General features: G+C 57.6%; 19 protein-coding genes and 2 pseudogenes. 7 read left to right on the plus strand and 14 right to left on the minus strand.

The window, feature by feature from the left end:
* Positions 1-69 precede the first annotated feature (69 nt).
* Genes J5276_RS24960 through J5276_RS24975 form a run of 4 tightly spaced genes read left to right on the plus strand, consistent with a single transcriptional unit; the run spans position 70 to position 5958 of the window.
* The gene (locus tag J5276_RS24960) at positions 70-2178 is read left to right on the plus strand and encodes a TonB-dependent receptor (protein ID WP_209160421.1); all 2109 of its coding nucleotides are present in this window, start codon (positions 70-72) and stop codon (positions 2176-2178) included.
* Positions 2172-3026 (plus strand): ABC transporter ATP-binding protein, encoded by an 855-nt coding sequence (locus J5276_RS24965; protein ID WP_209160423.1) that lies wholly within the window; start codon positions 2172-2174, stop codon positions 3024-3026. The genes J5276_RS24960 and J5276_RS24965 overlap by 7 nt, the downstream gene beginning before the upstream one ends.
* Entirely contained in the window at positions 3023-3940 is a 918-nt protein-coding gene (locus J5276_RS24970) for an iron-siderophore ABC transporter substrate-binding protein (protein WP_209160425.1), read from the plus strand. Before J5276_RS24965 ends, J5276_RS24970 begins: the two co-directional genes overlap by 4 nt.
* Positions 3937-5958 carry an iron ABC transporter permease gene (locus J5276_RS24975; protein ID WP_229002283.1) on the plus strand — a complete coding sequence of 674 codons (2022 nt, stop codon included), beginning with the start codon at positions 3937-3939 and terminating at the stop codon, positions 5956-5958. Before J5276_RS24970 ends, J5276_RS24975 begins: the two co-directional genes overlap by 4 nt.
* On the opposite strand, the gene J5276_RS24980 is transcribed toward J5276_RS24975, so the two are convergent.
* The 10 genes from J5276_RS24980 to J5276_RS25025 form a co-directional block, all read right to left on the minus strand.
* Positions 5930-6340, minus strand: coding sequence for a ParB N-terminal domain-containing protein (locus J5276_RS24980; protein ID WP_209160429.1), 411 nt, complete (start codon positions 6338-6340; stop codon positions 5930-5932). The genes J5276_RS24975 and J5276_RS24980 overlap by 29 nt on opposite strands.
* The gene (locus tag J5276_RS24985; RefSeq protein WP_209160431.1) at positions 6337-7560 is read right to left on the minus strand and encodes a type III PLP-dependent enzyme; all 1224 of its coding nucleotides are present in this window, start codon (positions 7558-7560) and stop codon (positions 6337-6339) included. The genes J5276_RS24980 and J5276_RS24985 overlap by 4 nt, the downstream gene beginning before the upstream one ends.
* Positions 7557-8366 carry an HpcH/HpaI aldolase/citrate lyase family protein gene (locus J5276_RS24990; protein ID WP_209160433.1) on the minus strand — a complete coding sequence of 270 codons (810 nt, stop codon included), beginning with the start codon at positions 8364-8366 and terminating at the stop codon, positions 7557-7559. Before J5276_RS24990 ends, J5276_RS24985 begins: the two co-directional genes overlap by 4 nt.
* On the minus strand, positions 8360-10159 hold the full coding sequence (locus J5276_RS24995; RefSeq protein ID WP_209160435.1) for an IucA/IucC family siderophore biosynthesis protein: 1800 nt from the start codon (positions 10157-10159) through the stop codon (positions 8360-8362). Before J5276_RS24995 ends, J5276_RS24990 begins: the two co-directional genes overlap by 7 nt.
* Positions 10156-11874 (minus strand): IucA/IucC family siderophore biosynthesis protein, encoded by a 1719-nt coding sequence (locus J5276_RS25000; RefSeq protein ID WP_209160437.1) that lies wholly within the window; start codon positions 11872-11874, stop codon positions 10156-10158. The genes J5276_RS24995 and J5276_RS25000 overlap by 4 nt, the downstream gene beginning before the upstream one ends.
* Positions 11861-13033, minus strand: a complete 1173-nt coding sequence (locus J5276_RS25005; protein WP_209160439.1) for an MFS transporter — start codon at positions 13031-13033, stop codon at positions 11861-11863. The genes J5276_RS25000 and J5276_RS25005 overlap by 14 nt, the downstream gene beginning before the upstream one ends.
* A 4-nt stretch (positions 13034-13037) precedes the next feature.
* Positions 13038-14801 carry an IucA/IucC family protein gene (locus J5276_RS25010; RefSeq protein ID WP_209160441.1) on the minus strand — a complete coding sequence of 588 codons (1764 nt, stop codon included), beginning with the start codon at positions 14799-14801 and terminating at the stop codon, positions 13038-13040.
* Complete coding sequence (gene sbnB, locus J5276_RS25015) at positions 14801-15844, minus strand: 2,3-diaminopropionate biosynthesis protein SbnB (protein ID WP_209160443.1); 1044 nt, start codon at positions 15842-15844, stop codon at positions 14801-14803. The genes J5276_RS25010 and sbnB overlap by 1 nt, the downstream gene beginning before the upstream one ends.
* A gap of 39 nt (positions 15845-15883) precedes the next feature.
* The gene (sbnA, locus tag J5276_RS25020) at positions 15884-16897 is read right to left on the minus strand and encodes a 2,3-diaminopropionate biosynthesis protein SbnA (RefSeq protein WP_209160445.1); all 1014 of its coding nucleotides are present in this window, start codon (positions 16895-16897) and stop codon (positions 15884-15886) included.
* A 502-nt stretch (positions 16898-17399) separates the two neighbouring features.
* Positions 17400-18113 (minus strand): IS110 family transposase, encoded by a 714-nt coding sequence (locus J5276_RS25025; RefSeq protein ID WP_247750051.1) that lies wholly within the window; start codon positions 18111-18113, stop codon positions 17400-17402.
* Here J5276_RS25025 and J5276_RS30535 point away from each other — a divergent pair.
* The 3 genes and pseudogenes from J5276_RS30535 to J5276_RS25035 all read left to right on the plus strand — a co-directional run.
* Positions 18024-18233, plus strand: a pseudogene (locus J5276_RS30535) (recombinase family protein); the annotation flags it as partial. The gene J5276_RS25025 and the pseudogene J5276_RS30535 sit on opposite strands and share 90 nt — an antisense overlap.
* A 24-nt stretch (positions 18234-18257) precedes the next feature.
* Positions 18258-18752 (plus strand): annotated as a pseudogene (locus tag J5276_RS30540) (efflux RND transporter permease subunit); the annotation flags it as partial.
* A 435-nt stretch (positions 18753-19187) separates the two neighbouring features.
* A protein-coding gene (locus tag J5276_RS25035; protein WP_104679491.1) for an IS3 family transposase occupies positions 19188-20290 on the plus strand; the annotation gives its coding sequence in 2 pieces (ribosomal slippage) (positions 19188-19449 and positions 19449-20290; 1104 coding nt in all).
* A gap of 144 nt (positions 20291-20434) precedes the next feature.
* Here the strand turns inward: J5276_RS25035 and J5276_RS25040 are convergent.
* From J5276_RS25040 to J5276_RS25055, 4 genes are read right to left on the minus strand one after another with little or no spacing between them, the layout of a single operon-like run.
* Positions 20435-21277 (minus strand): transporter substrate-binding domain-containing protein, encoded by an 843-nt coding sequence (locus J5276_RS25040; protein ID WP_209159778.1) that lies wholly within the window; start codon positions 21275-21277, stop codon positions 20435-20437.
* Between the two features lie 26 nt (positions 21278-21303).
* Positions 21304-22452 carry an alanine racemase gene (gene alr, locus J5276_RS25045; RefSeq protein WP_209159779.1) on the minus strand — a complete coding sequence of 383 codons (1149 nt, stop codon included), beginning with the start codon at positions 22450-22452 and terminating at the stop codon, positions 21304-21306.
* Complete coding sequence (locus J5276_RS25050) at positions 22452-23189, minus strand: ABC transporter permease (RefSeq protein WP_209159780.1); 738 nt, start codon at positions 23187-23189, stop codon at positions 22452-22454. The genes alr and J5276_RS25050 overlap by 1 nt, the downstream gene beginning before the upstream one ends.
* Positions 23189-23878, minus strand: coding sequence for an ABC transporter permease (locus J5276_RS25055; RefSeq protein ID WP_209159781.1), 690 nt, complete (start codon positions 23876-23878; stop codon positions 23189-23191). Before J5276_RS25055 ends, J5276_RS25050 begins: the two co-directional genes overlap by 1 nt.

A 23878-nucleotide genomic window follows, 5' to 3' on the forward strand; every position in this document is an offset into this window, starting at 1 on the left:
CGAATTATGGGGGACTTATCATTGCTATCCAAGACTTTTTTGTTTTCAATTTCGGTATCCACACTTGCCTTGTGCAGCGCAACTTTCTCGGCATTCGCACAAGATAACGGCGGCGACACCGTCCTTGCGCCAATTACGATCAAGGCCGATCGTGTTGGAAATGCTCCCGAGAGCCTGACCCGCAACGTCACGATTCTGGAAAAAGAGGATATCGAAAAACTCCTCACGACGTCGCACAGTTTGCCGGATCTTCTGGGAAAAGCAGTCCCTGGTCTGGCGCTGTATACCGGTGCCTTCACCACATACGGTCAAGGTCTACGCGGGCGCAGCGCCCTCGTCGTTATTGATGGTGTTCCCCAGAAACTCAACCGTGACACCTCCCGCGATCTGTTCAATGTTGACGTTTCCGCCATCGAGAAGATCGAGGTCGTCCATGGGGGCTCCGCTCTCTACGGCAATGGCGCGACAGGCGGCATCATTTACATTACGACGCTCCAGGGCGGCGGCGAGACACGGTTTAAATCACGCCTGGAGACCGGCAACAGCCTCACCAATTTCGGCGGTCAGGGGGCGAATGCGCGCTTTTCGCAATCTGTGCAAGGAAGCTCGGGGGACACCAACTTTGCTTTTTCGGCATCAGGTGACTTCAACCGCGGGCTATTCGACGCCAAGGGTGACCGCATAGCGCCTGAGCCCAGCCAGGGCGATCTTTTCGATACTGTCTCCGGCAGCTTTTTCGGGCGGGTACGCCATCATTTCGATGATCAGACCCTTGGCGCTTCGCTGATTGTCAAGAAAATCAGGCAGGACAGCGATTATGCGGCCGACACAACCGTTGCAGGCTTGCCGCCCGGTACTGTTCCTGCTCGCGCCGTGAAAGGACTGTCACTCGACGAACAGGGCGGACTGTTCAATATTCAAGGAACGATAGACTACAGACACGAGGATATTCTCGGCGGAACACTGGATGCCCAGGCCTTCGCCCGCAGAGCGGAATCGCGATTTTATCCTTCCGATGCGCGCGCCATTCGCAATCGCGCGGCGATCATCCAATCCTATTTCGAAAGTGACATTTACGGCGGAAGCGTTGTTTTCAACACGCCCATTCCTCTCAGTGACGAACTTCCCGTCAATCTGATGTGGGGAATGGATGCGCAATTGGAAAGCTCCGTCGGCCCAGCCGATCTTTTTGATGGTACGGCTTTTGACCTTAGCAGGGGAACTGTCTTCAATCGCACGCGAACGACGCTCTGGACACCGCCTTTCGATCTCGACCAGTATTCGCTATTTGCCCAGCTTGAGGTCAAACCGACAGATCGCGTCACGGTGCGTGGCGGTGTGCGACAACAATGGGCCCATTTCTCCGTAGACAATTTTACAACGATCATCGGCGATCCGATTGCAGGCGGCAGCCTCGATTTTTCCAGCGCGCTCTATAACATCGGCGTGAATTACGAGTTCATCGACGGCATAAGTTTGTTTGCCGATTTTTCCCAGTCCTACGATCTCTCGGACATCGGCCTGCAGCTTCGCCAGGCCCCGCGCGGTTTCAATCTCACGGGCAGCAACATCCATCCCCTCAGCTACGACAACTACGAAGTCGGTATTCGGGCGTCGGTCGGAGATTTCACCGGGAGTGCCGCAGCCTTCCTGAGCAAGTCTGAGCTGGGCGCCCTGCGCACGGAAAACTTCATTCTCATCCAGGACCGGGATCCCGAAGAAATCAGGGGCATCGAACTGGCGGCCAGTTACCGCTTCAACGACCATTGGTCGGCCGGGGGAACGTTTACCTACACGCATGGTGAACGAACGACCGCAACCGGACGCGAGATCGCTTTGGACGGTTTCCGCATTCCGCCGATCAAGGTTACAGGTTATGTCGAGTACATGCCGACAGATTGGTGGTCGTTGCGCCTCGACGGCGTCTACAGCGGATCTCGCGACGACGCTTTCAACGACCGCGTGGCATTTGGCGGCGCGAAGGTGGAAGACTTTGCGATTTTCAACCTTGCAAGTGATTTTAAGCTGGAGCGCGGCAAGCTCAGTCTCGGTATCGACAACATCTTCAATGAAGATTACTACAACGTCTATGCGCAGCTGTTGAGAAATTCGAACAACACGAGCCATATCAAATCGCCGGGTACAACGTTCAAAATCGCATATGAGGTTGAATGGTAGCCGCATCTTATCAGGTCAGCACAGCCGAATGTTCCTCGGGCGCGTCTTTGGTCGGTTCCGGGCTTTCGTTCGTCGCCGGCGGTCGCACCATTCTCAATGAGGTCATCTGCGAGATACCGGGAGGGAAAATCACGGCTCTGGTCGGTCCAAACGGCTCCGGCAAGAGTTCCCTGATGAGACTTCTGGTGCGCCTGGAGCGACCCACAACCGGGCAAATTACCCTTTCAGGTCGTGATGTTACGTCCTTCAGTCGCCGCGACTTCGCGCGGTGGCTGGCGTTTCTTCCACAGGATATGCAGCCGCCCGCAGCGCTATCTGTCCGCGATCTTGTCGCCTGCGGAAGGCACCCTCACCGTGCCATATGGCGGCCCGAGACCAAGCGAGACAGAGAGGTCATTGAGGAGGCTCTCGTCGTCACCGATCTCATTGATCTTTCCAGCCGCCCCATAGGAGCGCTTTCGGGAGGCGAGCGTCAGCGTTCGCTGATTGCCATGGCACTTGCGCAAGAGACGCAGATCCTGATGCTCGATGAGCCGACAACGTACCTGGATCTTCGTTATCAGATTCAGATACTGGAGCTTGTTCGCAAGCTTCAGATTGAACGGCAGTTAACCGTCTGCTGGGTTCTGCACGATCTGAACGAGGCAGCGGCCTATAGCGACGACGTCATTGTTCTTTCGAAGGGGCGCTGTGTCGCAACAGGGTCGCCCCAGCGCATCCTGACGCCCGAGTTCATACGTGGTGTTTTCGGCATCGACATGTTGCGGCTTGCTCACCCTGTCGACGGAGCGCCGCTCCTCGTTCCGTCGCGTGGCTGGGCTCCCAATCATCCAAGAGAAACGACATGATCGCCCTCAATCGACGCAAATTTATTTCCGCTCTTTCCTGCGCCGCCTGTGCCTCGGCCTTCCGCCCCGGGCGACTGATCGCAGAAATGGCGCTGCCGCGTGTCGTCGCCCTTGAATGGCGTTATGCTGATCATACTCGTTCGCTCGGATTGCCTCTCGTCGGTGTCGCCGATCTTGCGGAGTATCTTGGGCAGACTTCATCCGACGCGCAGGAATTGGCAGCAATCGGAACGGCGGATATGGGACGCCGGCAGGAACCCTCTCTTGAGGCAATCATCGCGGCGAAACCCGATCTTATCCTGGGTGTCAAGTTTCGACACGAGCGCATCCAGCCGCAACTTTCAAAGATCGCCCAAACGGTCCTTTACGACTATACCCGGACCGGCAAGGAGAACGGCGACCAGCTCTCCCTTATGATTGACGAACTACGGTTGCTTGCCGAAAAAGTTGGACGCCGCGATGCCGCAGACAATGCGGTTCGCGGTCTTGACGATTTCCTCGCCAAGGGGGCCGGACGACTCGCATCAGTCCCTGACCTGTCGCGGCGGATCGTATTTGCCCAGTTTCCGTCCGGGGTTAACAATATTCGTCTTTTCACCTCGAACTCGCTTCCCGTCCGCCTGCTGGAGCGACTGGGACTTCAGAACGCTTGGAACGGGCCATCGGAAGGTTTTGGCTTCACGACAGTCGGTCCAGAGCGGTTGCTGGCTCTTGGTGATGTAACGTTTCTGGGTGTCGCGATCGGTGCGGATAACAGCCTTACGAGGCTTGAAAGAAACCCGCTCTGGCAAAGCATGCCATTTGTGCGTGCTGGCAGATTTTTTGGCCTGACCGACGTGGTTTGGCCTTTCGGCGGCATTCCGGCGGCCGAGGCCTTTTCCGCGAAAGTGGCAGAAACGCTCAAGCAGGGATGATCGCTTCCTCAAAGAATAAGTGGCTATTGGTAACGCCCGCAGTTGTGATCGCAACCTGCGTGTCAATAGCGCTGGCGCTTGTACATCTACACGCTTCGGTCGGCATCGAAGCGTCGATATCGACTATCCTCCGTAGCATTTTATCTGCATCGGCCGATGATCCAGCGAGTATGATGCTGCACTATCTTCGGCTTCCTCGGACACTGGCGGCCATTTTGACCGGCGCGTGTCTCGCGGTAGCCGGAACGCTCTTTCAAGCAGCCACACGCAATCCGCTGGCATCGCCGGGGATTCTTGGTGTGACGGCGGGTGCACAGCTGTTCGTTGCACTCGTTACTGTTGTGCCCGCCCTCGCCCTCTTCGTCCCACACGCCGTGGCAGCCACCGCGGGTGGGGTTCTGGCAGGCGGGCTCACCTGGACAGTTTCCGGGGCCAGTTCCGGGCCGGTCAGGATTGCCTTGTCGGGGATGGCGGTATCGCTGATGGCAGGAGCGATAGCAGCGGCGATCTCACTTTTGAATGAAACGGCTGGCGCGAGCCTTCATCTTTGGGGCGGAGGAAGCCTCATTCAAACGGATTGGCAGGCAGCAATCAGCGCTCTGGCCGGTTTCTGTCCGGTATTTCTGGTGGCGCTAATGCTTGCGAGACAATTCGATATTCTTAGCCTCGGCGATGATACCGCGAGAATGCTCGGGCAGAACCTGCTTCTGATACGCGGAATAGCGCTTGCTCTCGGCGTCTGGTTGTCCGCGCTCGCCGTCACGCTCGCCGGACCAGTCGTATTTGTCGGGCTGGTGGCGCCCAACTTGCTACGTCTGGCGGGAATATCCAAACACCTCCTTTTGCTGCCTGCAGCCGTGATCGTCGGGATAGCGTTGACAGTCGGGGCCGATCTTCTTGTGCTGAACCTGTCGGCCAGCACAATCGAATTGCCGGTCGGTGTGCCGATCGCGCTCGTCGGGGCGCCGGTTCTCATCTTGCTGGCCTGGCGCCATGCACAGGAAAATCGCACCACATCGGAATTTTCCAGCAGATACCAGGCAGCTCCTGCCCTGCGCGGATTATCTCATCCCGCCTTTCTTGTCATCCTGCTCCTCCTTGCGGGCATTGCGGGGCTTGTCAGCGGTAATCGCTTCATCTCGCCGTGGAGCGCCCTGACCTTCCTCGCCGGGGTGCCCTCCACAGACCTGCATAGCATCCTGGAACTCCGCACATTGCGCGTTGCCGGCGCGGCATTGGGTGGCGCGCTTCTCGGGCTTTCGGGCCTCCTTCTTCAGGGGGTCGTTCGCAATCCGCTCGCAAGTCCGGAACTGATCGGCATCACACAAACATCCGGCCTTGCCGCTGTCGCCGTACTGCTTTTTTTTCCCGAACTTGGCTTTCCCGGCGTTCAGGCAGGAGCAGTCGCTGGCGGTCTTGCCGCCACGGTTTTTGTTGCCAGCCTCGGGCTTCGGCGAAATCTCGCCCCGTCGGCGATGGCGCTCATCGGTCTTGGGCTGGCGGCATTTGCGGCCTCCGCTTCAACCGCCTTGGTCATCATGGCTGGTTTTCAGGCAAGTCAGGCCGCGACCTGGCTCGCCGGATCAACTTATGGCATTGGCAAAACTGACCTGACGGTTCTTGCCGGCGCCCTGATTTGTATCGTGCCTGTTTCCTATCTGCTGTTGTCGCTTACGGACATAATGGCACTGGGCCGGCCGAAAGCATCAAGTCTCGGGCTGAATTTTCGGGCGGCGGAATGGGCCCATCTCCTGGCCGGGGCATTGTGCGCCAGCACGGTTGCCGCGGTCTTCGGCCCCGTATCGTTCGTTGGGTTAATGGCGCCACATGCGGCTCGCCTCCTCGGTCCGGGGCGATATCGCGACCTGATGGCCGCCAGCGCTCTCATCGGAGCCATATTGATGATCATCGCCGATTGTCTCGGACGGACCCTGTTTGCGCCGGTCGAAATACCCGTCGGCTTGATGACGGCCATCATTGGGGCTCCCTTTATATTGCTCGTTCTACGCCGGGCATGACAAGCTGATGCAACGGAACCGGCACGACCCGAACCGGTGGAAACACATGGCGCGTCGATTTATGCGGAAACAGAATGCCGCGCCGGGCGCGCTCGACGATCTCGTCGGGTTCGAATGACATGTCGGGCCGCCAGCTCCCCAGCCGCACGTTCTCATAGTCGAACGTGACGACCGGCACGAGCGCTAGTCCGAGACGTAACGCTGCGGCGTGACGATGGTGCCCGTCCATGATGCATCGGCTTGTGCGCTCAATGCAGATCGGGCTGGTCCAGCTTTGATCCCGGATCAGAAGATCGGTCACTTCAGCGACGCGATCGGGAATGATTTCCTCATGGGGAGAAAGGGTCGATGGTGGCACCAGGAGCAACTCTGAATAGGTCATGCAATCAGCCTTTCGTCACCGTTGGAGACAGACTCGTTCAGGAATATCCTTTCCGGATGAGCATTGCTCAGGAAGTCATGGTGGGAAATGTCCCAACCATAGGCACCTGCGGCCAGAAAGCAGACGATATCGCCGACGCCAAGGTCGTGAACCTCTTCATTTCGCAGCAAGACGTCCTTCGGCGTGCACAGTTCACCGGTAAACGTCACAACTGCTTTCCCGGTCGTGGGACGCGGCCATGATCGTCGCCAGGCGCGACCGTTGAAAATTTTGTGCGGGTGGCGATGCTGCCAGGCCGAGGGGAGCCTGAAATGATGTGAACCACCCCGCAGCAACGCAAAAGTTTCACCATGAGTTGTCTTCACATCTATGACCTCGGCAACGTAGACCGTGCAATAGGCGACGACGATGCGCCCGCATTCGAACTGCAGCACGGTGTTATCGGCAGGGATGCTGCCGGCAAGCTGTTCAGTGAGGTGGCGGAAGTCGAATCTTCGGTCAAGATTGGCATAGTCCACTCCCCAGCCGCCACCGAGATTGATGACGCGCGCCTCAAGCCCATTTCGTATGGCCCAATCGCGCGCCCTCAATAACGCCTCCTTGCAGAAGATGGCATGCGCATCGGCATCCAGATTGTTGGAGATGGTGTGGAGATGGAAGCCATCGAAGCGCAGGTGCCGGCATGACTTGACGAGCTGAAGCGCCTCATCGACCTGCGCCTCATCGATGCCGAATTGCGTCGGCTGCCCTCCCATCGTAATCGTGGCGCCCGGAACGGGGCCGGCCATGTTGATTCTCAACAGAACTGGAAGCCTTATGCCGGCCCGAGCCGCCACCATGTCCGCCAGATGGAGGAGATGAAGACTCTCGATATGGACCCGCTCGACTCCATGATCGATTGCGGCGATGAAATCAGTTTCCGTTCGCCCCGGACCGCCCATGATGATACGGACCTTTGGGCCGGCGGTTTGCCGCACTTTGCGGATTTCTCCTGCCGAAGCGACTTCGAAGCCGGCGACGATCGGCGCCAGCGTCGAAAGTACCGCCGGATCGCTATTCGCCTTGATGGCGTAAAAGAACTCGCTCTGCGCTGGCAGGTTCGACACGATGTCGCGGGCGTGCCTCGCCAGCCCGTCCAGATCGTGGATATAGGCGCAGGCGGGAAGGTCCTGCCTGACCAGCGACTCGACAAGCTGAAGCGAAGGGTTGAAATACGTCACGATACGTTCTCCTTGGAAATTTGAGCCTGTGAGAGGCACTTGCTGCGCCAACTCCGATCGGACCGCGTCAATGCCTGGCGCAAAATTCCGCGATCATTGGCCGCGACAATACCCAGCGCGCCTTGGGTGAGTTGACGCTCCACGTCCTCGTCACGGCGAGGAATGACGAAGAAATGCTTGCCTGCGGCTTTCACTGCGCCAGCCACCTTTGCCTCGGCGTCAATGACTTCCGGAGCGGTTGTCTGCCACGGAAGGCCGATGGATTGAGAATAGTCAGCGGCCCCGAGAAGGATTGCGTCGATGCCTTCAATCCGCGCGATATCGTCCACGGCGTCCAGACCCGACCTGTCCTCGATCATCGCGATGATCAAGGTCTCGCGATCCAGCTTGTTGATAAACTCCACGAGGTCGCAATCTCCAAACCGGCCCAGACGGCCCGCATTGAGACCACGCGAGCCGAGCGGCGCGTAGCGTGCTCGTGCCACCGCCGACCTGGCATCTTCAACGCTGGAGCATCGTGGCACCACGATCCCAGCCGCCCCGGCATCAAGAACCTGCAAGATGCGATCCGAGCGCGCGTCCGGAACGCGTACCAACGCGCTGATGCCCGATCGGTCCGCTGCTGCCAGCAGGAATTCAAGCTCTCGACCGTCGATCAGCGTATGTTCGAGATCGATGAGGACGAAATCAAATCCTGCGACAGCAGCCACCTCAACGATGGTCGGTGCGGGGACCGACAGGAACAACCCGCCCGCCGCTTTGCCGTTATCTAGGAGATTGCGCAACCTTGTTCGCCCGGTCAGCATCGCGCGTCCTCACCGCTTGCACCAGCATGGATCAGTGGGTTCGGAACGCTTCGAGGGGGGACTTGTCCGGTATCGAGCCGGCGTCGCGCCAGATCTTCTACAAGGACTTCATCGTCAAACAGGCCAAACGAAACTGCACCTTTGCCTGCCGATTCGTTATTTTGAAGGTGTTCATGGATGACACCGGCAGCCATGCGCCAGAACGCGCGTTCGTTAAATTCGAAGTGTCTTTCGAGAAAGAATGCCAGCTCGGCGAGATTGACCCCGAAGAGCGCATCGAACATGAAGTCACGCACGTCGCTGGGATCTTTTGCCTCGACATATGAATTTGGATTGACCATGGCATGTTCGGCTGGCGTCGCAACCAGGGCCGGCGCTCGGGCACGCAGCCGTTCCGGTATGAAGCGAACACCATCATGGAAGTCCTTGAGAGCAACTCTCACGGGCCAGCCGTTTCGATGAACCAGGAGCATGTTCTGCTGGTGGCTCTCCAAGGCGATGCCATGGGCCGTCAGCAGATGCACAACGGGGACTGCCGAAACACGCAACAATTCACGTGTCCAGTTCTCCATGCCAAAGGCGTCAATCCAAGGCTTGATGGAGGGGCGACCGTCAACGTCGAGATGGGTCAGCATCGAAAAGGGCGATGCCGCTTCGGTTTCCACGCGAAGATATTTATGTACCGGATCCCGCCAGATCGCCGCCATACCGCCGCGAAGATCTCCGCCCCTGTCCAGCACAAGCGGCGCGGTCACCGTCGTCCCCATACGCTCCAGCAGAAGAATCGTGCCCGAAGCATCAAGATATGGATCACCGCGCAAAACATCTTCCAGCCAGGCGCTGATGATCGGAGCATTAAGGACGGTGTGAGCGGCCAGCGTCCGCGCCGTCGAGGTATTGCGAATGGAAAGCGCAAGCTTGAGGGAGGAAGCCCCCGGCAAAGTCTGATCGGCAAGGGTCCGGATCGACTGCTGAGCCAGATAGTCGTGCCGTGCTTCTCCAAGAAAGACGATCTGGCCAGTGGCACGTGCGACAATCGTTGCAGCTTCGATCACCCGTTCCCATTGCCATGGATGAACCGGCAGGATGTGAAAATCCTCATCAAGCATGGGTGCATCTGCGGAAGCGAGCAAAAGTCGGTCCTGGTTTCCAGGCACAGCAATGGACGAGCTGGCGCAAAAGTCCCTGTGCACTCCCAGCCAGACCGGCTTGATAGCGTTGGCAAACTCCGGACCGTAGCTTCTGTTTTCCTTGGGTGAAAAACCTGTTCGGGATTTGAAGCTGGGATGATAGCGATGGCCATCGGTAAGATTGGCCTCCGCTGCGTCATAACTTTGCGAGGCAAGCGCTCCTCCCCGACGCCGACTGGCAATCAACGCTTCGGTGTGGTTGAGAAATGTCCTGCGGATTTCGTCGCGGAAGCGTTCGTGGGTCGAAGCGTCGCCGACGACGAGAGGCAACAGGTCATCCAGAAGCAGCAGAGGATCGTCGCAGCGGGTGCCGTCTTGCGATTTCAGCCGCCAGACACTGCCGTCCTCCACCAGCCATCGGTCATAGGCGACGGTTCTCCTGACAAGAGCGCGATAGACGATCACCCCGTCGGAAGCCTGTATCGATACTTCCCCTGTCCCGCCGGTTGCGGGAGCGACTAAAATCGCGGCATCCGGCAAGAGGCCTTCGGTGAGAAATGCGCTCAGCGTCTGCGACACAACCCGGCTCCCCGCAGCATGCAGGGCATCCGGCAAGGCATGGGCGGAGACTTGTGCTGTTTTCGCCTGGAACTGGATCGTCATGGGGTCGCCTCCTCAAATATAGTGTGACGGATATCGGAAGGTGCTGTGGTCTTCCCTGTCAGCAAGGGATTGGGTACAGGGACGTAACTCGGCGTATCGGCGTATCCACCGAGGCAACTCAACAGGTTGGCTTTCGCAGGGAGTTGGCTGCTCGCCAGAAGTTCGCCGATGGCCGCCAAGTCGGAAACCTCTTCCAGAACCCGCCTCGCCTTGCCCCATAGATCGCTTTCGTCAATGCCGGAAACCTCGGCTGCCGTTGCGACGACGTGGGAGAAATGGTTGACGACCACGTAGTAGAGGAACCGTCTCCAGACCGTCTTGCGATCATAGAAGAGGGCATGATCCAAAAGCGCAGCGTCTTCGCCGCTGAAGCGGCGTTCGAACGCACTCCGATCGACCGCGATACCCTCCAGATCGCGGATGAAGAGATGGTCTGGCCAACCATCCACGAAGCGCACAAGACTGTTTTGGCTATGCGCCTCCAGCGCGATGCCGGTATCGCTGAAAAGGCGCAGCAAGGGGATGAGCGATATCCGCATATACGCCGTCAGCCAGCGATGAGTGCTTTCGCGGTCCTGCAGGTAATGTCCGCTGACTTCTGCCAGATTTGGCTTGCCGTTAGCCGGGTTGGCCTCCAGGAGGCCGGCAACAACTAGAGGGGACGGGCCTTTGCCAAAATCAGCGTCCCTTAGCAAATATCCCGTCTCGGGATGATACCGGAAACCACCACCTGCCTTGCAGCTCTGCACAATACGCCCGACCGGCTCGTCCAGCACAGTTAATCCGGCCCGCGCGACGGCTGGCCCGACCGCTGCAATTGCCCGTGCGCCTGCCACGCTGCGAGCGATTTGCTCATCGGTATTTACACGAGGAAAGTTCGTAATCCGTGCCTCGATTGGCAGTTTGACGAAGAGATTTTGATCCGAAAACCAAACAGTACGCACCGAAGAGGTCGGAGCGGCCGCATCGCCCGTGGCTTGCGTGATCCTGATTTCCCCCGATCGTATCCGGTCTGCAAAGTCCGGGTTTCCTTCCAGGCGCGCTGCCTGCCAGGGATGACATGGAAAGAGGATATCGTCGCGCATGTCGCTTGCCGACAGGCCCGAGGCAGCCCGCAGGCGTAAATCCATGGGAGCGAGGCGCTGGCGGTCACTCTCGAATTCCGCAACATGACGACGCTTCACCAGCAGCCAGCGAAGCTGGAAGCGGGTTGCGCGCTCAGGCGCATATTTTTCCGTGTCGGCTTTCGTGAAACCACCTACGCTTTTCGCAAGCGGATGAAACGGATGCCCAAACCACAGCGATTGCTCCAGTGCGACCGCAGAGATGCCGGCCTTTGCGGTCGACAGAAAGATCGCATGCTCGCGGCTTGCTAACGAAGAGCGGCCGATCCGATAAAGGATATCTTCGATGTCTTCGCTCGATGCGCCTCGCTGCGTCTTCAAAAGAATGGCAGCGAGCTCGGAGGCGTCTTCAATCACTCGCAATCCGCTCTGGTCGTTGACGGTAACCCGCTCGCCGAAGCGATGAAAACCAGCCGGCGAGAAATGCTCGCATTTCGCGGTGATCACCACATCGCCAGCGGCGATTTCGACCTCGTTCCCGACGCGGATCGTCTGGAGAAGGTCGGGCCGAAACTCCCGTAACCACGTGTTGAGAAGCCTGTTGCGCTCACGGTGCATTGCAAGTCTGATCGTCATGTCATTCAACGTCATGGCGTCTAGCCTCCGGCTGTAGGTAGAGAAGAATTGATGCGAGAAGAGTAAGTAGAGCCGCAGCGAGCAATGCGCCGTCGTTCCCGGCAGCAAATACGGCGAGCCCGCAGATCGCCGGACCGATGACCTGGCCAAGAGTAATGGCGGTGCGCCCCGCCGCAAGATTGAGGACGCGATGCCTGGAGCGTCCAAGAGAAGAAAAAAGCGACGGAGCCAGGCCCGCGTTGAAGGCTCCGTGAGCGATCCGCGACATGAAGATCGAAACAATGGTCGATCCTGCAAGCAATGAGAGAAGCGCAACCAGGGAGCCCGCGGTGGACAGGCGCATGACCGCTCTTTCCCGGCCCGCATCGATCCAGCGTCCCCACAGCGGAAGCACGACAAATGCCGCTGCCCAGCTTCCGGCATGAAGCAAACCGACCAGGCTTGCCGTCAGAACCGCGCTTTCCCGCTCCAGCGCCCAGTCGGCGAAAAACGGCATGAAGCCGAAAGCGCCGGCGGTTGCAAGAAGACCGGAAAGGACAAGCGTACGGCTGGCAGTTGGTGGCAGCCGCCCGTTAAGAGCAGGGGAGCGCGTGTCATCCTCGACAAGTCCTGCATCATGGAACGCACGTCCGCATAAAATGCTCAGGGCGACAAGCAATATGCCAAACCCCATCAAAAGACCCTGAAGCGCATCATGCTCAAATGCCCATCCTCCCAGGAGGGGTCCGGCTATGCAGCCTGCAGCCAATGCCTGCTGCAAACCCGAATAGCCTTTTCGGCCGGTCGTACGGTTATGCTCAACCGCAAGAAGCAGAAGGACACCGATCCCGGTCAGTCCCTGGATGCCGCGGCCTAGCGCAAAAAGCACCACAGTGCCTGCCTGCGCCTGGAGGAAAGCGCTGAGCGCATTCAGCAGGCATGACAGACCCATCAGTCTGCCGAGGGGATAGGAGGAGGCGAAGTGAGCCCAGACGGGCGTAGACAAAATTGCACCGACCGCGGGGGCGGCCGCGATCGCCGCGGCCCAGAGTGCAATATCTTTGGTCCCTGCCCCCGATAGTCGCTGGAGGTGCAGGGACAGGAACGGCAGCACGGCCAGAGGCGCAGCGACGGTCGCAAACTGTACGGCGAGCACAAGCCACCAGGATGCCCGCTTGAATCTGGTTGCGATCATCGGTTCACTCGAAATCGCGAAGCGGATTGCCGGCGAGACCCAGGCGGCTCGGCATGCCAAGTCCGAGCTCTGTCATCGCGAGCAATGGGGTCAGTATCTGCTTGAATGGCCAGTCAGGCTGCTCGAGCAAGCTAAATCTCAGCCGATCCCGCATCTCGGACGGCATTTCGATGTGCTTGAGATGATGCTCTACGCTCGTGCGCAGCAGGCGGCGTGATTTTGAGAGTTCGAGTGCACCGGTCCGGTCCAGCTCCGTACAAATCGCACGCAAGGCCACGTCGAACAGCAGGGTTTGACCGTATGCAATGAGGTCTTCGGGCTGCGATAGTAACATGGTTGCACGGCGTGGATCTTTAATGATGTAATCGGGAACCGGAAGTCCGCACTCTGCAAGACCTGCGGCATGGCACCGCACTGTATCGTGATCGCGTAGGATCACTCCCGAGGGCCGTCCGTTCGAAATCTCCACGAGCACGTTTTGCCCGTGCATTTCGGGAATGAAGCCGCTGGCGAGCGCTTCAATTGCAAACCCGGTCAGGAGGTCGAAGAGTTCGATGACGAAACCCTCGAGCGTATTGTCGCGACGGGCTTGCAGAACGGCTTCGATAGCGGGAGGAATTCCGCCGGCTGGCGCAACTGCAAACGCGGCAAGGGGGATGAGACTCGCACCGTCGATGATCGGGAAGATGCGGACCGCACAGCCAAGATAAGCGGTCCTGGGTTCCAGGACATCTCCCGACAATTCGGAGAAAGTCCAGAACTGCGTTTCGTCGGCAAGCCGCGCTACCCGGCCAAGACCGGGCCGGGTTGCCAGCGCCAGGGTCAGGAGGTCCGCCCCCTTCAGGCCATTGCAAAGGGACTGGGCGCTCAGCAACCTGCGAACACCCAGGGTTTCTACATCAAGAGGGAGCTTCAGATGGCATCCGGGCTTGCCTGGAATCGTGACGCTCCGCAGCGACGACGTCGCAGCAACCAGGGGGCCTTGAAAATCCAGCATGGTGATCCGTCCATCGGCGAGTTCCTCAGAAAATTCTCGCGGAACGATATGGTCGGCTTGCCAAGGATGGAGTGGTAAGGCTTCGTGTGTCGTGTCTATTCCCAGACGGGCCAGTTCCAGACCAAGCAGGGCCAACTGGGTGGCGTCCAGAAGGGCGGCGGAAGGCCCACCCCTCTCAACACGCGGCGACGCAAAAACATGACTTTTCTCCACGGCGCACCAGCGCAACGGGAAATACCTGCCAAATTCGGCGCCATAGTCCTCGATCTCTCGGGCTCCCCAGCGACCGCGGCAATGTGCCAGGGGATGGAAGGGGCGATCCCGCCACGCTGCCATTCGCTCCCATAGGAGATCGTTCTCCAGCGCACCGGCCTGCCTGCCCGCATTTGAAAGGGACGAACCTGTGGCCTGAACGAGATCTGCATTCTTCTCACTTTGGCTGAGTTGCCTCATCGTCCTGTCAAGGACCGGCACACCAACTTCCGGAAGAGCGTTCAGGACCAGCCAGAGCAACTCGCAGGGATCGAGGGTGTTGCACGTCTGCGCATGCTCAATGCTCAGCGGCCGCCACCCGCCGCGCCAGCGATCGGGTTGCAGGCGGATTGTGATTTCCTTCCCGCCGATAGCAACTGTGGCATGACGATCTTGCCGCGATGAAAGAGCGTGGCTGCGCAAACCGGCGACATCTTCCGTCCAGAGCAGATCGAGGAGATCGTCGAGGATCGCATTGCGATCCTCTTTGTGTTTGGGAATCTGGGCTATGTAGTTCATCAAAATAGATCCACCAGTATCCCTGCATCGGCAACCTCCGCCCGACGCAGAATGGCGCGGGCGCAGACGATATCGTCGATCGCCATCCCCATCGGATTGAGAAGGATGATCTCGTGATCATTTTCCCTGCCCGGTTTGTGGCCGCTGACGATTTCCCCGATTTCGGCATGCAGCTTTTTGCGAGAGAAAGAGCCTTCCTCGACAAGCTGGTTGATGATCTTCTTTTCACGATTACACTGGTCCCAGTCGTCCACGACCACCTTGTCCGCGCGTAAGAAGACCTCCTTTTCAACATCCATGATGGAGATATTGGAAAGAAATGTACCCGGTCTAAGCCATTCGAACCTGAGATAAGGCTGATCGGTGACCGTCGCGGTGACGACGACGTTGGCCGCCTCGACCGCGGAGCGTGCGTCGGGATGCGGAACGGCCTGCACCACAGGAAAAGCTTCGGCCAACCACTCGGTCAATCCGGCCATTGCCTCAGGCTGACGATCAAAGATATGGATTCGCCTGACATTCGCGAATTGCTCGCAGAACATCTGGATTTGCGTACGCCCGATTGGTCCGCAACCGATGACCGTCACGTCGGTGAAATTCGGCCGCGCCAGATGCCTGGCAGCGACCCCGGTTACCGCAGCGGTACGCAGCGCGCTGATGCGGGCCGCTTCCAGGACGGCAATCGGGAAATGCGTTTCATTGTCGTTTAGCACAATCACAGCACTTGCCCGATCAATGGAGCGCCGAGATGGATTATCGTGTTTCGAGCCGATCCATTTCAGCCCGGAAATGGGATCTCCGCCGCCAATCCAGGCTGGCATGGCGATGATGCGATCGGCGATGTGCCCGGAGTTCGGGTTGCGGAGATAAGGTTTCAAAGGTTGAGCGTAGTCACCTTTGGCGTGGAGGCGGAAGCCTTCTTCGACGGCTTCCATATAAAGATCCGAGCGGTCGCCGCCAACCGCAGCAATATCCCGTCGTGACAGGAAGCGAAGACGAGCGCTGACGCCCTCCCGTGACCGGATGGTTTCAATCATGTTCATTTTGGTCTCCTGGTAGATTTAGGACGCAGATGCCGCCGGTCAGGAGGCGTTTTGTAAGAGAACCGGATCCCGTCTCAGGACGACGTGGGATGATTCAAGGGGGCGATGAACCCGTTCTCGTGCGGGCAACCAATCCGGATTGTAGACACTGTCAAGATAGCGCTCACCCCGATCCGGCAGGACGGTCACGACAACTGCGTTACTCGGTAACTGCGGAGCCAGTTTCTGAATTGCCGCAATAACCGAACCCGAAGATCCTCCGGCGAGCAGGCCCTCTTCCCGAACAAGGAGACGGCATGCCTCGACAGATTCGAAATCGTTGACGAGAACGACTTCATCTATCTCACTGAGCTCCAGTTGCTCAGGAACACGACTGGCCCCGATCCCTGGAATGCGCCTGCGATCGCGCGAAGGACCGAAAATGACGGAACCTGCAATGTCCACGGCGATGATCCGGATTTTCGGCCAGGCCTCGCGCAGCCGACGGGTAAGGCCCATGATAGTACCGCAGGTGCTGACGCATATGAAGGCATGCGTCGGTTCGACAGGCATTTCGCCGACGATTTCCGCTCCAGCGCCATGGTAGTGGGCAGCAGGGTTATCGGGATTGGCATACTGGTTGAGCCAGACCGAATTTGGCACCTCTCGCAGCAACGTCTGAACGCGCCGAATTCTGGTATGAAGATAACCACCCTCCTCGTCTGTCTCCGTGACAAGTTCTGTGAACGCTCCATACGATTCTATCAGGGCTCGATTGGTACTGGTGATATTGGGGTCAATAACCGCCGTGAACTTGAGCTTCATCTGTTGCGCGATCATCGCCATCGCGATCGCCAGATTGCCAGACGAGCTCTCGATAAGATGCACGCTTTGATTGATTTTCCCGGACTGGATAGCTTGGCTTACCATATGCAGGGCGGGACGATCTTTGATGCTTCCACCTGGGTTGAACATTTCCAGCTTCGCAAAGATACGAAGCTTGTCGCTAGAAAAAGGTAGTTCCAGCTCAACCAAGGGGGTATTTCCAATAAATTCAGAAAGATTTGGCTTCATGCGCGTCTCCTGACTATCAACCGTACAAGCACGAAAAATACATGTTTACGTTGCATTTCATCATTGCACCAACAATGAGAAATTAACAGGAGTAAAATTGTCATGTTTGTGTTGCATTGAGTTTTTCGTTAATCAACGCCTAAGCGTGTCTCAATGAGATACATGTTGTTGTCAGTCGCTAAGAAACGAATTGCGTATTGGGGTCGTGTGTGGATGCCCCCGGTTTGGCAAGAAGAATTTTCTAACGACTGTCTGCGGACGAGGAATTCTATCGGTCGTGTGTCAGGCCTCATAATGTGGCCTGAAGTAGCCACGGGCCGGGATGCAGTTCGAAAAACAGGGTCCACATCGGTTCAGAGAGCTTGGTTGGCTCGAGCCCCGGGACTGGCTTACCCCATTGTGAACATTGAAGTCCTTTCCGCATCGTTCCGTCAGTCGATCTTCTCACCGGGGCTCATCACCCCAGGCATTTTCCGCATTGCCGCCCAAAGGAGGCAGCGGATCACGCCATCCTGTAATTCTGCTCTCTTGTCATCATCGCCCATATGATGCGCGCCATCTTGTTGGCGAGTGCGACGGCGGCAACCATTCTCGGTTTCCGCCCGAGAATGTGGCCGAGCCAATTATCTGGAAACACGCCTTTGCGGACGATCCATCGAATAAGGCTCATGGCCCCAACGATCAGTAATCTGCGAATATCTGTTTGCCCCATTTTGCTGACACCGCCCAGACGGGTCTTTCCACCCGTCGAGTGCTGTCTTGGAACGAGGCCGAGCCAGGCGGCAAAGTTTCGGCCGCTCTTGAAAGCACGAAGATCGGGTGCGAAGGCAAGGATCGCGCCGGCGGTCACAGGGCCCACGCCAGGAACAGTGCAGAGACGTCGCATGTCCTCATTCGACTTCGTGGCCTCGCGAAGATTCAGGCTTAGTTCGTCGATCTTTTCGCTGAGCATCCCGATCTGATCCAGGTAGAGCTGGCCTATCACTCGAACTCCATCCGGCAGATCAACAGCTTCCTCAGCCAGTATGCTTGCAACCGCACCGAGATTGGCAGGGCCTTGGGCAACGAATGTGAGACTGTGCGGCAACTCGGAATTTGAGGTTTGTCGTGCATGTTGATCGGTTACATGCGGGTATCGAGCGGTGATGAGCGGCAGTCGGTTGCCTTGCAGCGCGATGCTCTGCTTGCGGCCGGGGTCGATCAGCGTCACCTGCATCAGGATCGTGCTTCGGGCGCGCGCGACGATCGGCCGGGCCTGAAGGCTTGCCTTACAGAATTGTGCGAAGGTGACGTGCTGGTCGTTTGGAAGCTCGACCGTCTGGGCCGGTCACTCTCCCACCTGATCCGGATCGTAGAGGATCTGAAGATACGCGGGGTCGCCTTGTGCCTTGCCGCTCTTTACGAAAGCTGGACAATCCCTATTGCAGTCTTGCTTGCGATGCCCGTTGGCGTTCTTGGAGCACTCCTGGGCGCTGTGATTGGCGATCAGACAAACGGCGTTTACTTTCAGGTCGGACTTTTGACCGTCGTCGGCCTGACAGGCAAGAACGGCATCATGATTGTAGAATTTGCGCGGGAGCGAATGGCACACACTGGGGGAAATGCCGTCGACGCTGTTCTTGAAGCAGCAAAGCTTCGTTTCCGCCCAATTCTGATGACGTCTCTGGCGTTCGGTCTTGGGGTTGTACCGCTCATCATCTCAAGTGGAGCGGGGGCTGGTGCCAGGCATGCAATCGGCTATGCAACATTCTTTGGAACAGTGACAGGTACAGTACTTGCCGTAATTTTTGTTCCGGTGTTTTTCGTGGTCGTGAACAAGATTTTCAATCGCGCAAGCAAGACGGCCACTGCATAGCCAGCCCTGTGGAACGTGCCTGTGGATCGCCCAGAAAGCGCAACTTCCGCTTTCTGGGCGATCGCTTTAGCTAAGGCGCGGATCTGTAATTTGCAGAGCTTGGCGGTGTTTCCCTTGAGGGTTTCAAAGATCTGTCCGCACTGATGGCTGCAAGCAGCGATCGTGCTGTATCGGGTTTCACAAGGTCGAATGTTGCATTGACTCGATGCGGGCTCTCTGGCCCATCCGCTAACCTTCGCAGATCATTCGTCCCTGCGTTCCCTCTCAGGACACCGCCCTCGGATCAGCTATCCGGCTTCACCGCTGGCAACAGGTTTTACCTCATCTTATGTTTCGAACAAAGTGCCATCGCGCTGATCTGAACCCTTCAAACTGGACCGTTTTTGGTTAGAGTTTTCCGGTGCATTTTCCTGGCTGGGAAAGGAACGGAAGACGATGAAAGCATCACAGTTTTCGGACGCACAGAAGGCGTTCATTCTGAAGCAGGGTGATGAAGGAGTGTCGGTTGCGGAGATCTGCCGGAAGGCGGGGATCAGCCAGGCGACCTATTTCAACTGGAAGAAAAAATACGCGGGCATGCTGCCGCCGGAGATGAAGAAGCTGAAGCAGCTCGAGGACGAGAATGCGCGGTTGAAGAAGATCGTCGCGGACCTGACGCTGGACCGTGAGATGTTGCAGGATGTCATTCGGCGAAAGCTCTAAGGCCTGCTCGGAAACGCGAGATGGTGAAAGGCATGTGCCGGGATTGGATGATCTCGATCCGGCGTGCCTGTGGGGCACTGAACTTCGATCGGTCGACCTACCATTACACCTCTCGCCGTGCCGATCAGGCCGGTCTGGAACGTCGTATTCGTGAGATCTGCGAGATACGTGTTCGCTACGGCTATCGTCGCGTGCATGTATTGTTGGAGCGCGAGGGTTGGGGGACCAACATCAAGCGAACCTATCGCATTTACAGAGACTTGGGCCTGCAACTGCGTAACAAGACGCCGAAGCGACGGGTCAAAGCCAAGCTGCGGGAAGATCGGCAAATGGCCGTTGGACCGAACGATGTCTGGGCGATGGACTTCGTTCACGACCAACTCGCGACCGGCAAGAAACTGCGGGTGCTCACGGTGGTCGACACCTTCTCGCGCTATGTGCCGGTGCTTGATCCACGTCACAGCTATCGAGGTGAAGATGTCGTGCAAACCTTGGAACGGGTATGCCGGAAAGTTGGCTACCCGAAGACGATCCGTGTCGATCAGGGGACTGAGTTCGTGTCTCGCGATCTTGACCTTTGGGCCTACGCCAAAGGCGTCACCTTGGACTTCTCACGCCCGGGCAAGCCGACCGACAATGCGTTCATTGAAGCGTTCAATGGCCGCTTCCGCGCCGAATGTCTGAATCAGCACTGGTTCCTGACCCTTGCGGATGCCCGCGAAAAGATGGAGGATTGGCGTATAGACTATAATGAGTTTCGGCCGCATGGTGCGATCGGCAATAAGGTACCGATCTCGCTGATGAAATCAGGAGGCTCAACCAGCCCGCCTCCCTGAATGAAGCCGGAAAACTCTAGCCTCAGATGGTCCAGAAACCTGGGGCGGTTCAAACGCCGCCGAGGCTCTAATCGCAGCCGGATGAAACTTCAGTGGCAGGTCATCGGCAACCAGCCCCCAGTAAAATTCGCTATGTCCAAGCCTTTATGGCGTTGAGACCATGTCAATGCCGAACCACTTGATGCTGACAGACTTTAATGTCCCATCTTGCTTCATCGCCAGGATTGCTCGGTTGAAGAGGCTTATTAGATTGCTGTCATTTTTCCGAAGGCCGATACCGACACCTGGGCCAAAGACGCCACCCGAAATCCGGGGACCATAGAGCGATGCGACCTTCCCGCCGTCAGCGTCAAGGAATGCTTTCCAAACCGAATAATCCGCCAGTCCGCCATCAATCCGGCCGGCAAGCAGATCTAGGTTCAGATTATCCTGCTTGTCATAGGTCCTGATCTCGACGTTGTCCCCGAGCACCTCCCTCACAAATGCCTCAGCATTCGTTGCCCCTTGCACACCCAATACTCGGCCCTTCAAGTTCGACCTCAGAGTCTCGAGAAGCAGTCTGTTTGCGGAATCATCCGAGGAAAGATCGACTACGGTAGCCGGGTCCATCGCGGGAAGGCTAGCTGAGTTCGCGACAACGAAATAGTTGGAGGTCAGCGCGTAAGGTTCGGAGAAAGCTATGACTTTCTTTCTTTTTTCAGTGATCGACATTCCGGCCATGACCGCATCATATTTGCCGACCGTCAGTCCCGGAATGATCCCGTCCCAGGCCTGAGCGACAAACCGGCAAGAGATTTCCGCCCGCTCGCACAACGCCTTCCCAACATCCACGTCAAAGCCTTCAACCTCGCCAGAGGAGTTGACGGAATTCCAGGGAGGGAAAGCCCCCTCGGTAGCAATAGTAACTGTCTTCGATTCTTGGGCGTTTGCGTGACCAACAAGTACCGCAAGAATCGGCAAGAAGCACAGCAGTTGCGAGACTTTCATATTATTCCCCTTCTTTGCTTTTCGGTTTAGATGTAGAGGCGTGGGATGTGGTCACGAAGGTCGCCATAAATCCCAATCGCGTCGGTGCCTCGGGTGCTCGCGAGCTCCTCAATGCTGATCTGTTCGGCGCCCTGGCGTCCTAGCAGGACTACCTGATCCCCAAAGCGGGCCTCCGGGATATGACTAAGGTCGATGCGGATATGCTCAAGATGGGACGGCGGAAGAAGTTTTGCGCGTTTGCCGCGTACCAGCCCGACCGCCCGCTCCGGCAGAGCTCTGGGCAGACCATCCCCCCATCCCATTCCAATCACGCCCAGAACCATGTTCGGGCGTATCCACGAAATGCTGTCGGGTGGATCGAGAGATTGATCGAGACGTTTAACGGAAATGAGTGTTGTCGAGATCGCCGTCAACGCCGGTCGCAGGTGCAGGTCACGAACGGGCTTCTCGACGTCAGAAATACCGACAAACAGTGCTCCGGGATCGACTGCATCAAAGTCCATGTCCGGGTAGTTCAAAACTCCCTCAGTGCTTGACATCATGACGACCGGAACGCTGATGCCCAGCGACCGCATTTGTCTTAGAATGTCGTTCATCTTCGTTCGTTGGCTGTGAGCGAGTTCTGGACCGGAGCCGGGCAGTTCACTCAAGTGGGCGTAGATGCCTTCAACCCGAACTGTTCGGTCCTGAGCGGCCTCAGCGAGCAAATCGACCAACTGCGCTGGCGTTGCCCCAGCGCGAAAGAAACCCAGATCAACTTTGATGAATATCCGCAGATTTGACACGCTCGTGCGCCATTGCCTTAACTCCGCGATGCTCGATACGGTAACAATCAGGTCAAGCGCTTCTATCGTGGCAGCTGCGACAGGCAGAGCGCCGGGGTAAAGGAGTACCGGATTCGAAATCCCTTCGCGACGGATGGCAATCGCGTCAAGCAACGACGCGACGGCGAATCCGTACACATTTTCGGCAGCCAAGGCCTTTGCAACAAGACCTGCTCCGCAGCCATAGGCATTGCGTTTCAGGCATGCGTAGACCGCCACGTGTTCGTGAAGATGCGCCCGAATTTGCCGGTAATTGTGACGAATGGCCTCTAGATCGATCTCATACCAATTCCCGCGTAATTCTGCCGACGAGATGCTGACAGGCGGACGTGGGAAAGCCGTGATACTCATTATGCCAACTCCCTTGACAGCCGCGCCGGTTCGGCGGCCTTCCTCTGCTTGTCAATACGGCGATGATGTTTCGACAAGCGAAGCTCGATCAGGCCAAAGGCACTTGTGAAGAGAAAGGTCACGGTGAGATAGAGAAGAGCGGCGGCTACGAAGACTTCGTAGGGCGCGAATGTCTGAGCAACGATCTTTCTGGCGGCCCCTGTCAACTCCATAATGGTGATGGTGCTTGCTAGCGAGCTGGCTTTCAGCATCAGAATGACCTCGTTCCCATAGGCCGACAGCGAAAGCCGGAAAGCGATCGGCAGTATGATTCGTCGGATACGAAGGAGAAGCGGCATTCCCAACGCCTTGGCTGCTTCAATTTCGCCTGGTGGTACGGCGCGAAGGCCGCCGCGTAGAATCTCTGTTGTGTAGGCGGAATTGTTCAGCGAAAACGCAACGAGCGCGCACCAGAACGGATCGCGGAGCATGGGCCAAGCCACACTTGCCCGCACCCATTCCAACTGGCCAAGGCCGTAGTAGACCAGAAATAGTTGCACCAGTAGTGGCGTGCCGCGAAACACGAATGCGTACGCCCGAACCGGCAGGGAAATTACTCTGCCACCTGATGCCCCGGCGAGAGCCAGGGGGATCGCAATGAATGACCCTGCGACAACCGACGCTATCGTCAGGAGAACAGTGAGAGCTAGGCCATTCAAAAGCTGCGGAAGTGTCTGCACAATCAACGTCACATCCATCAGAAACCTCCTTTGGGGGAGATGCACAGCCCGCGGTCAGTTCGACGCTCCAGGGCAGCAAGTGCCGCGAGCGAAATCGAGGTGAACATGAGATAAAGGCACGCAGCCACAGAATAGAACTTCAGGGGATCGTGTGTGGCGCCAGCGGCGATGCTCGCCTTCCGCATCAGGTCTTCGAGCCCGACAACCGAAATTAGCGCCGAATCTTTCAATAACGTCAGCCATAGATTTCCAAGACCGGGCAGAGCATGCCGCCACATCTGCGGCATGATCACAAGACGCCACACGGACAGATTTGAGAACCCCAGTGCGCGAGCTGCCTCAATTTGACCCGCGGGCACTGCCTGAATAGCCGCCCGGAGTACCTCGGTTGCATAAGCACCGAACACGACCGTCAGAGCGAGAACACCGGCCGAGAACGCATCAATTTCAACGTATCGACCAAACAACGCCGTGAGCGCGACAGTGCCTCCATAATACAACATGAGAATGAGCAGCAGCTCGGGAACACCCCTGATAACAGTGGTGTAACCATTCGCCACCCACCGGACGCTCCTGCTTTGGCTGCGCTTCGCCAAGGCGCCGCACCATCCAACGACGATGCCGAAAGCAAGACTTGCGAATGCCACTTGAAGGGTTGTGATGGCGCCGGTCAGCATCTGTTCACCGAATCCGTGGACGGAAAGCAT

This window comes from Agrobacterium sp. S7/73, assembly GCF_019355535.1.
Taxonomy (GTDB): domain Bacteria; phylum Pseudomonadota; class Alphaproteobacteria; order Rhizobiales; family Rhizobiaceae; genus Agrobacterium; species Agrobacterium tumefaciens.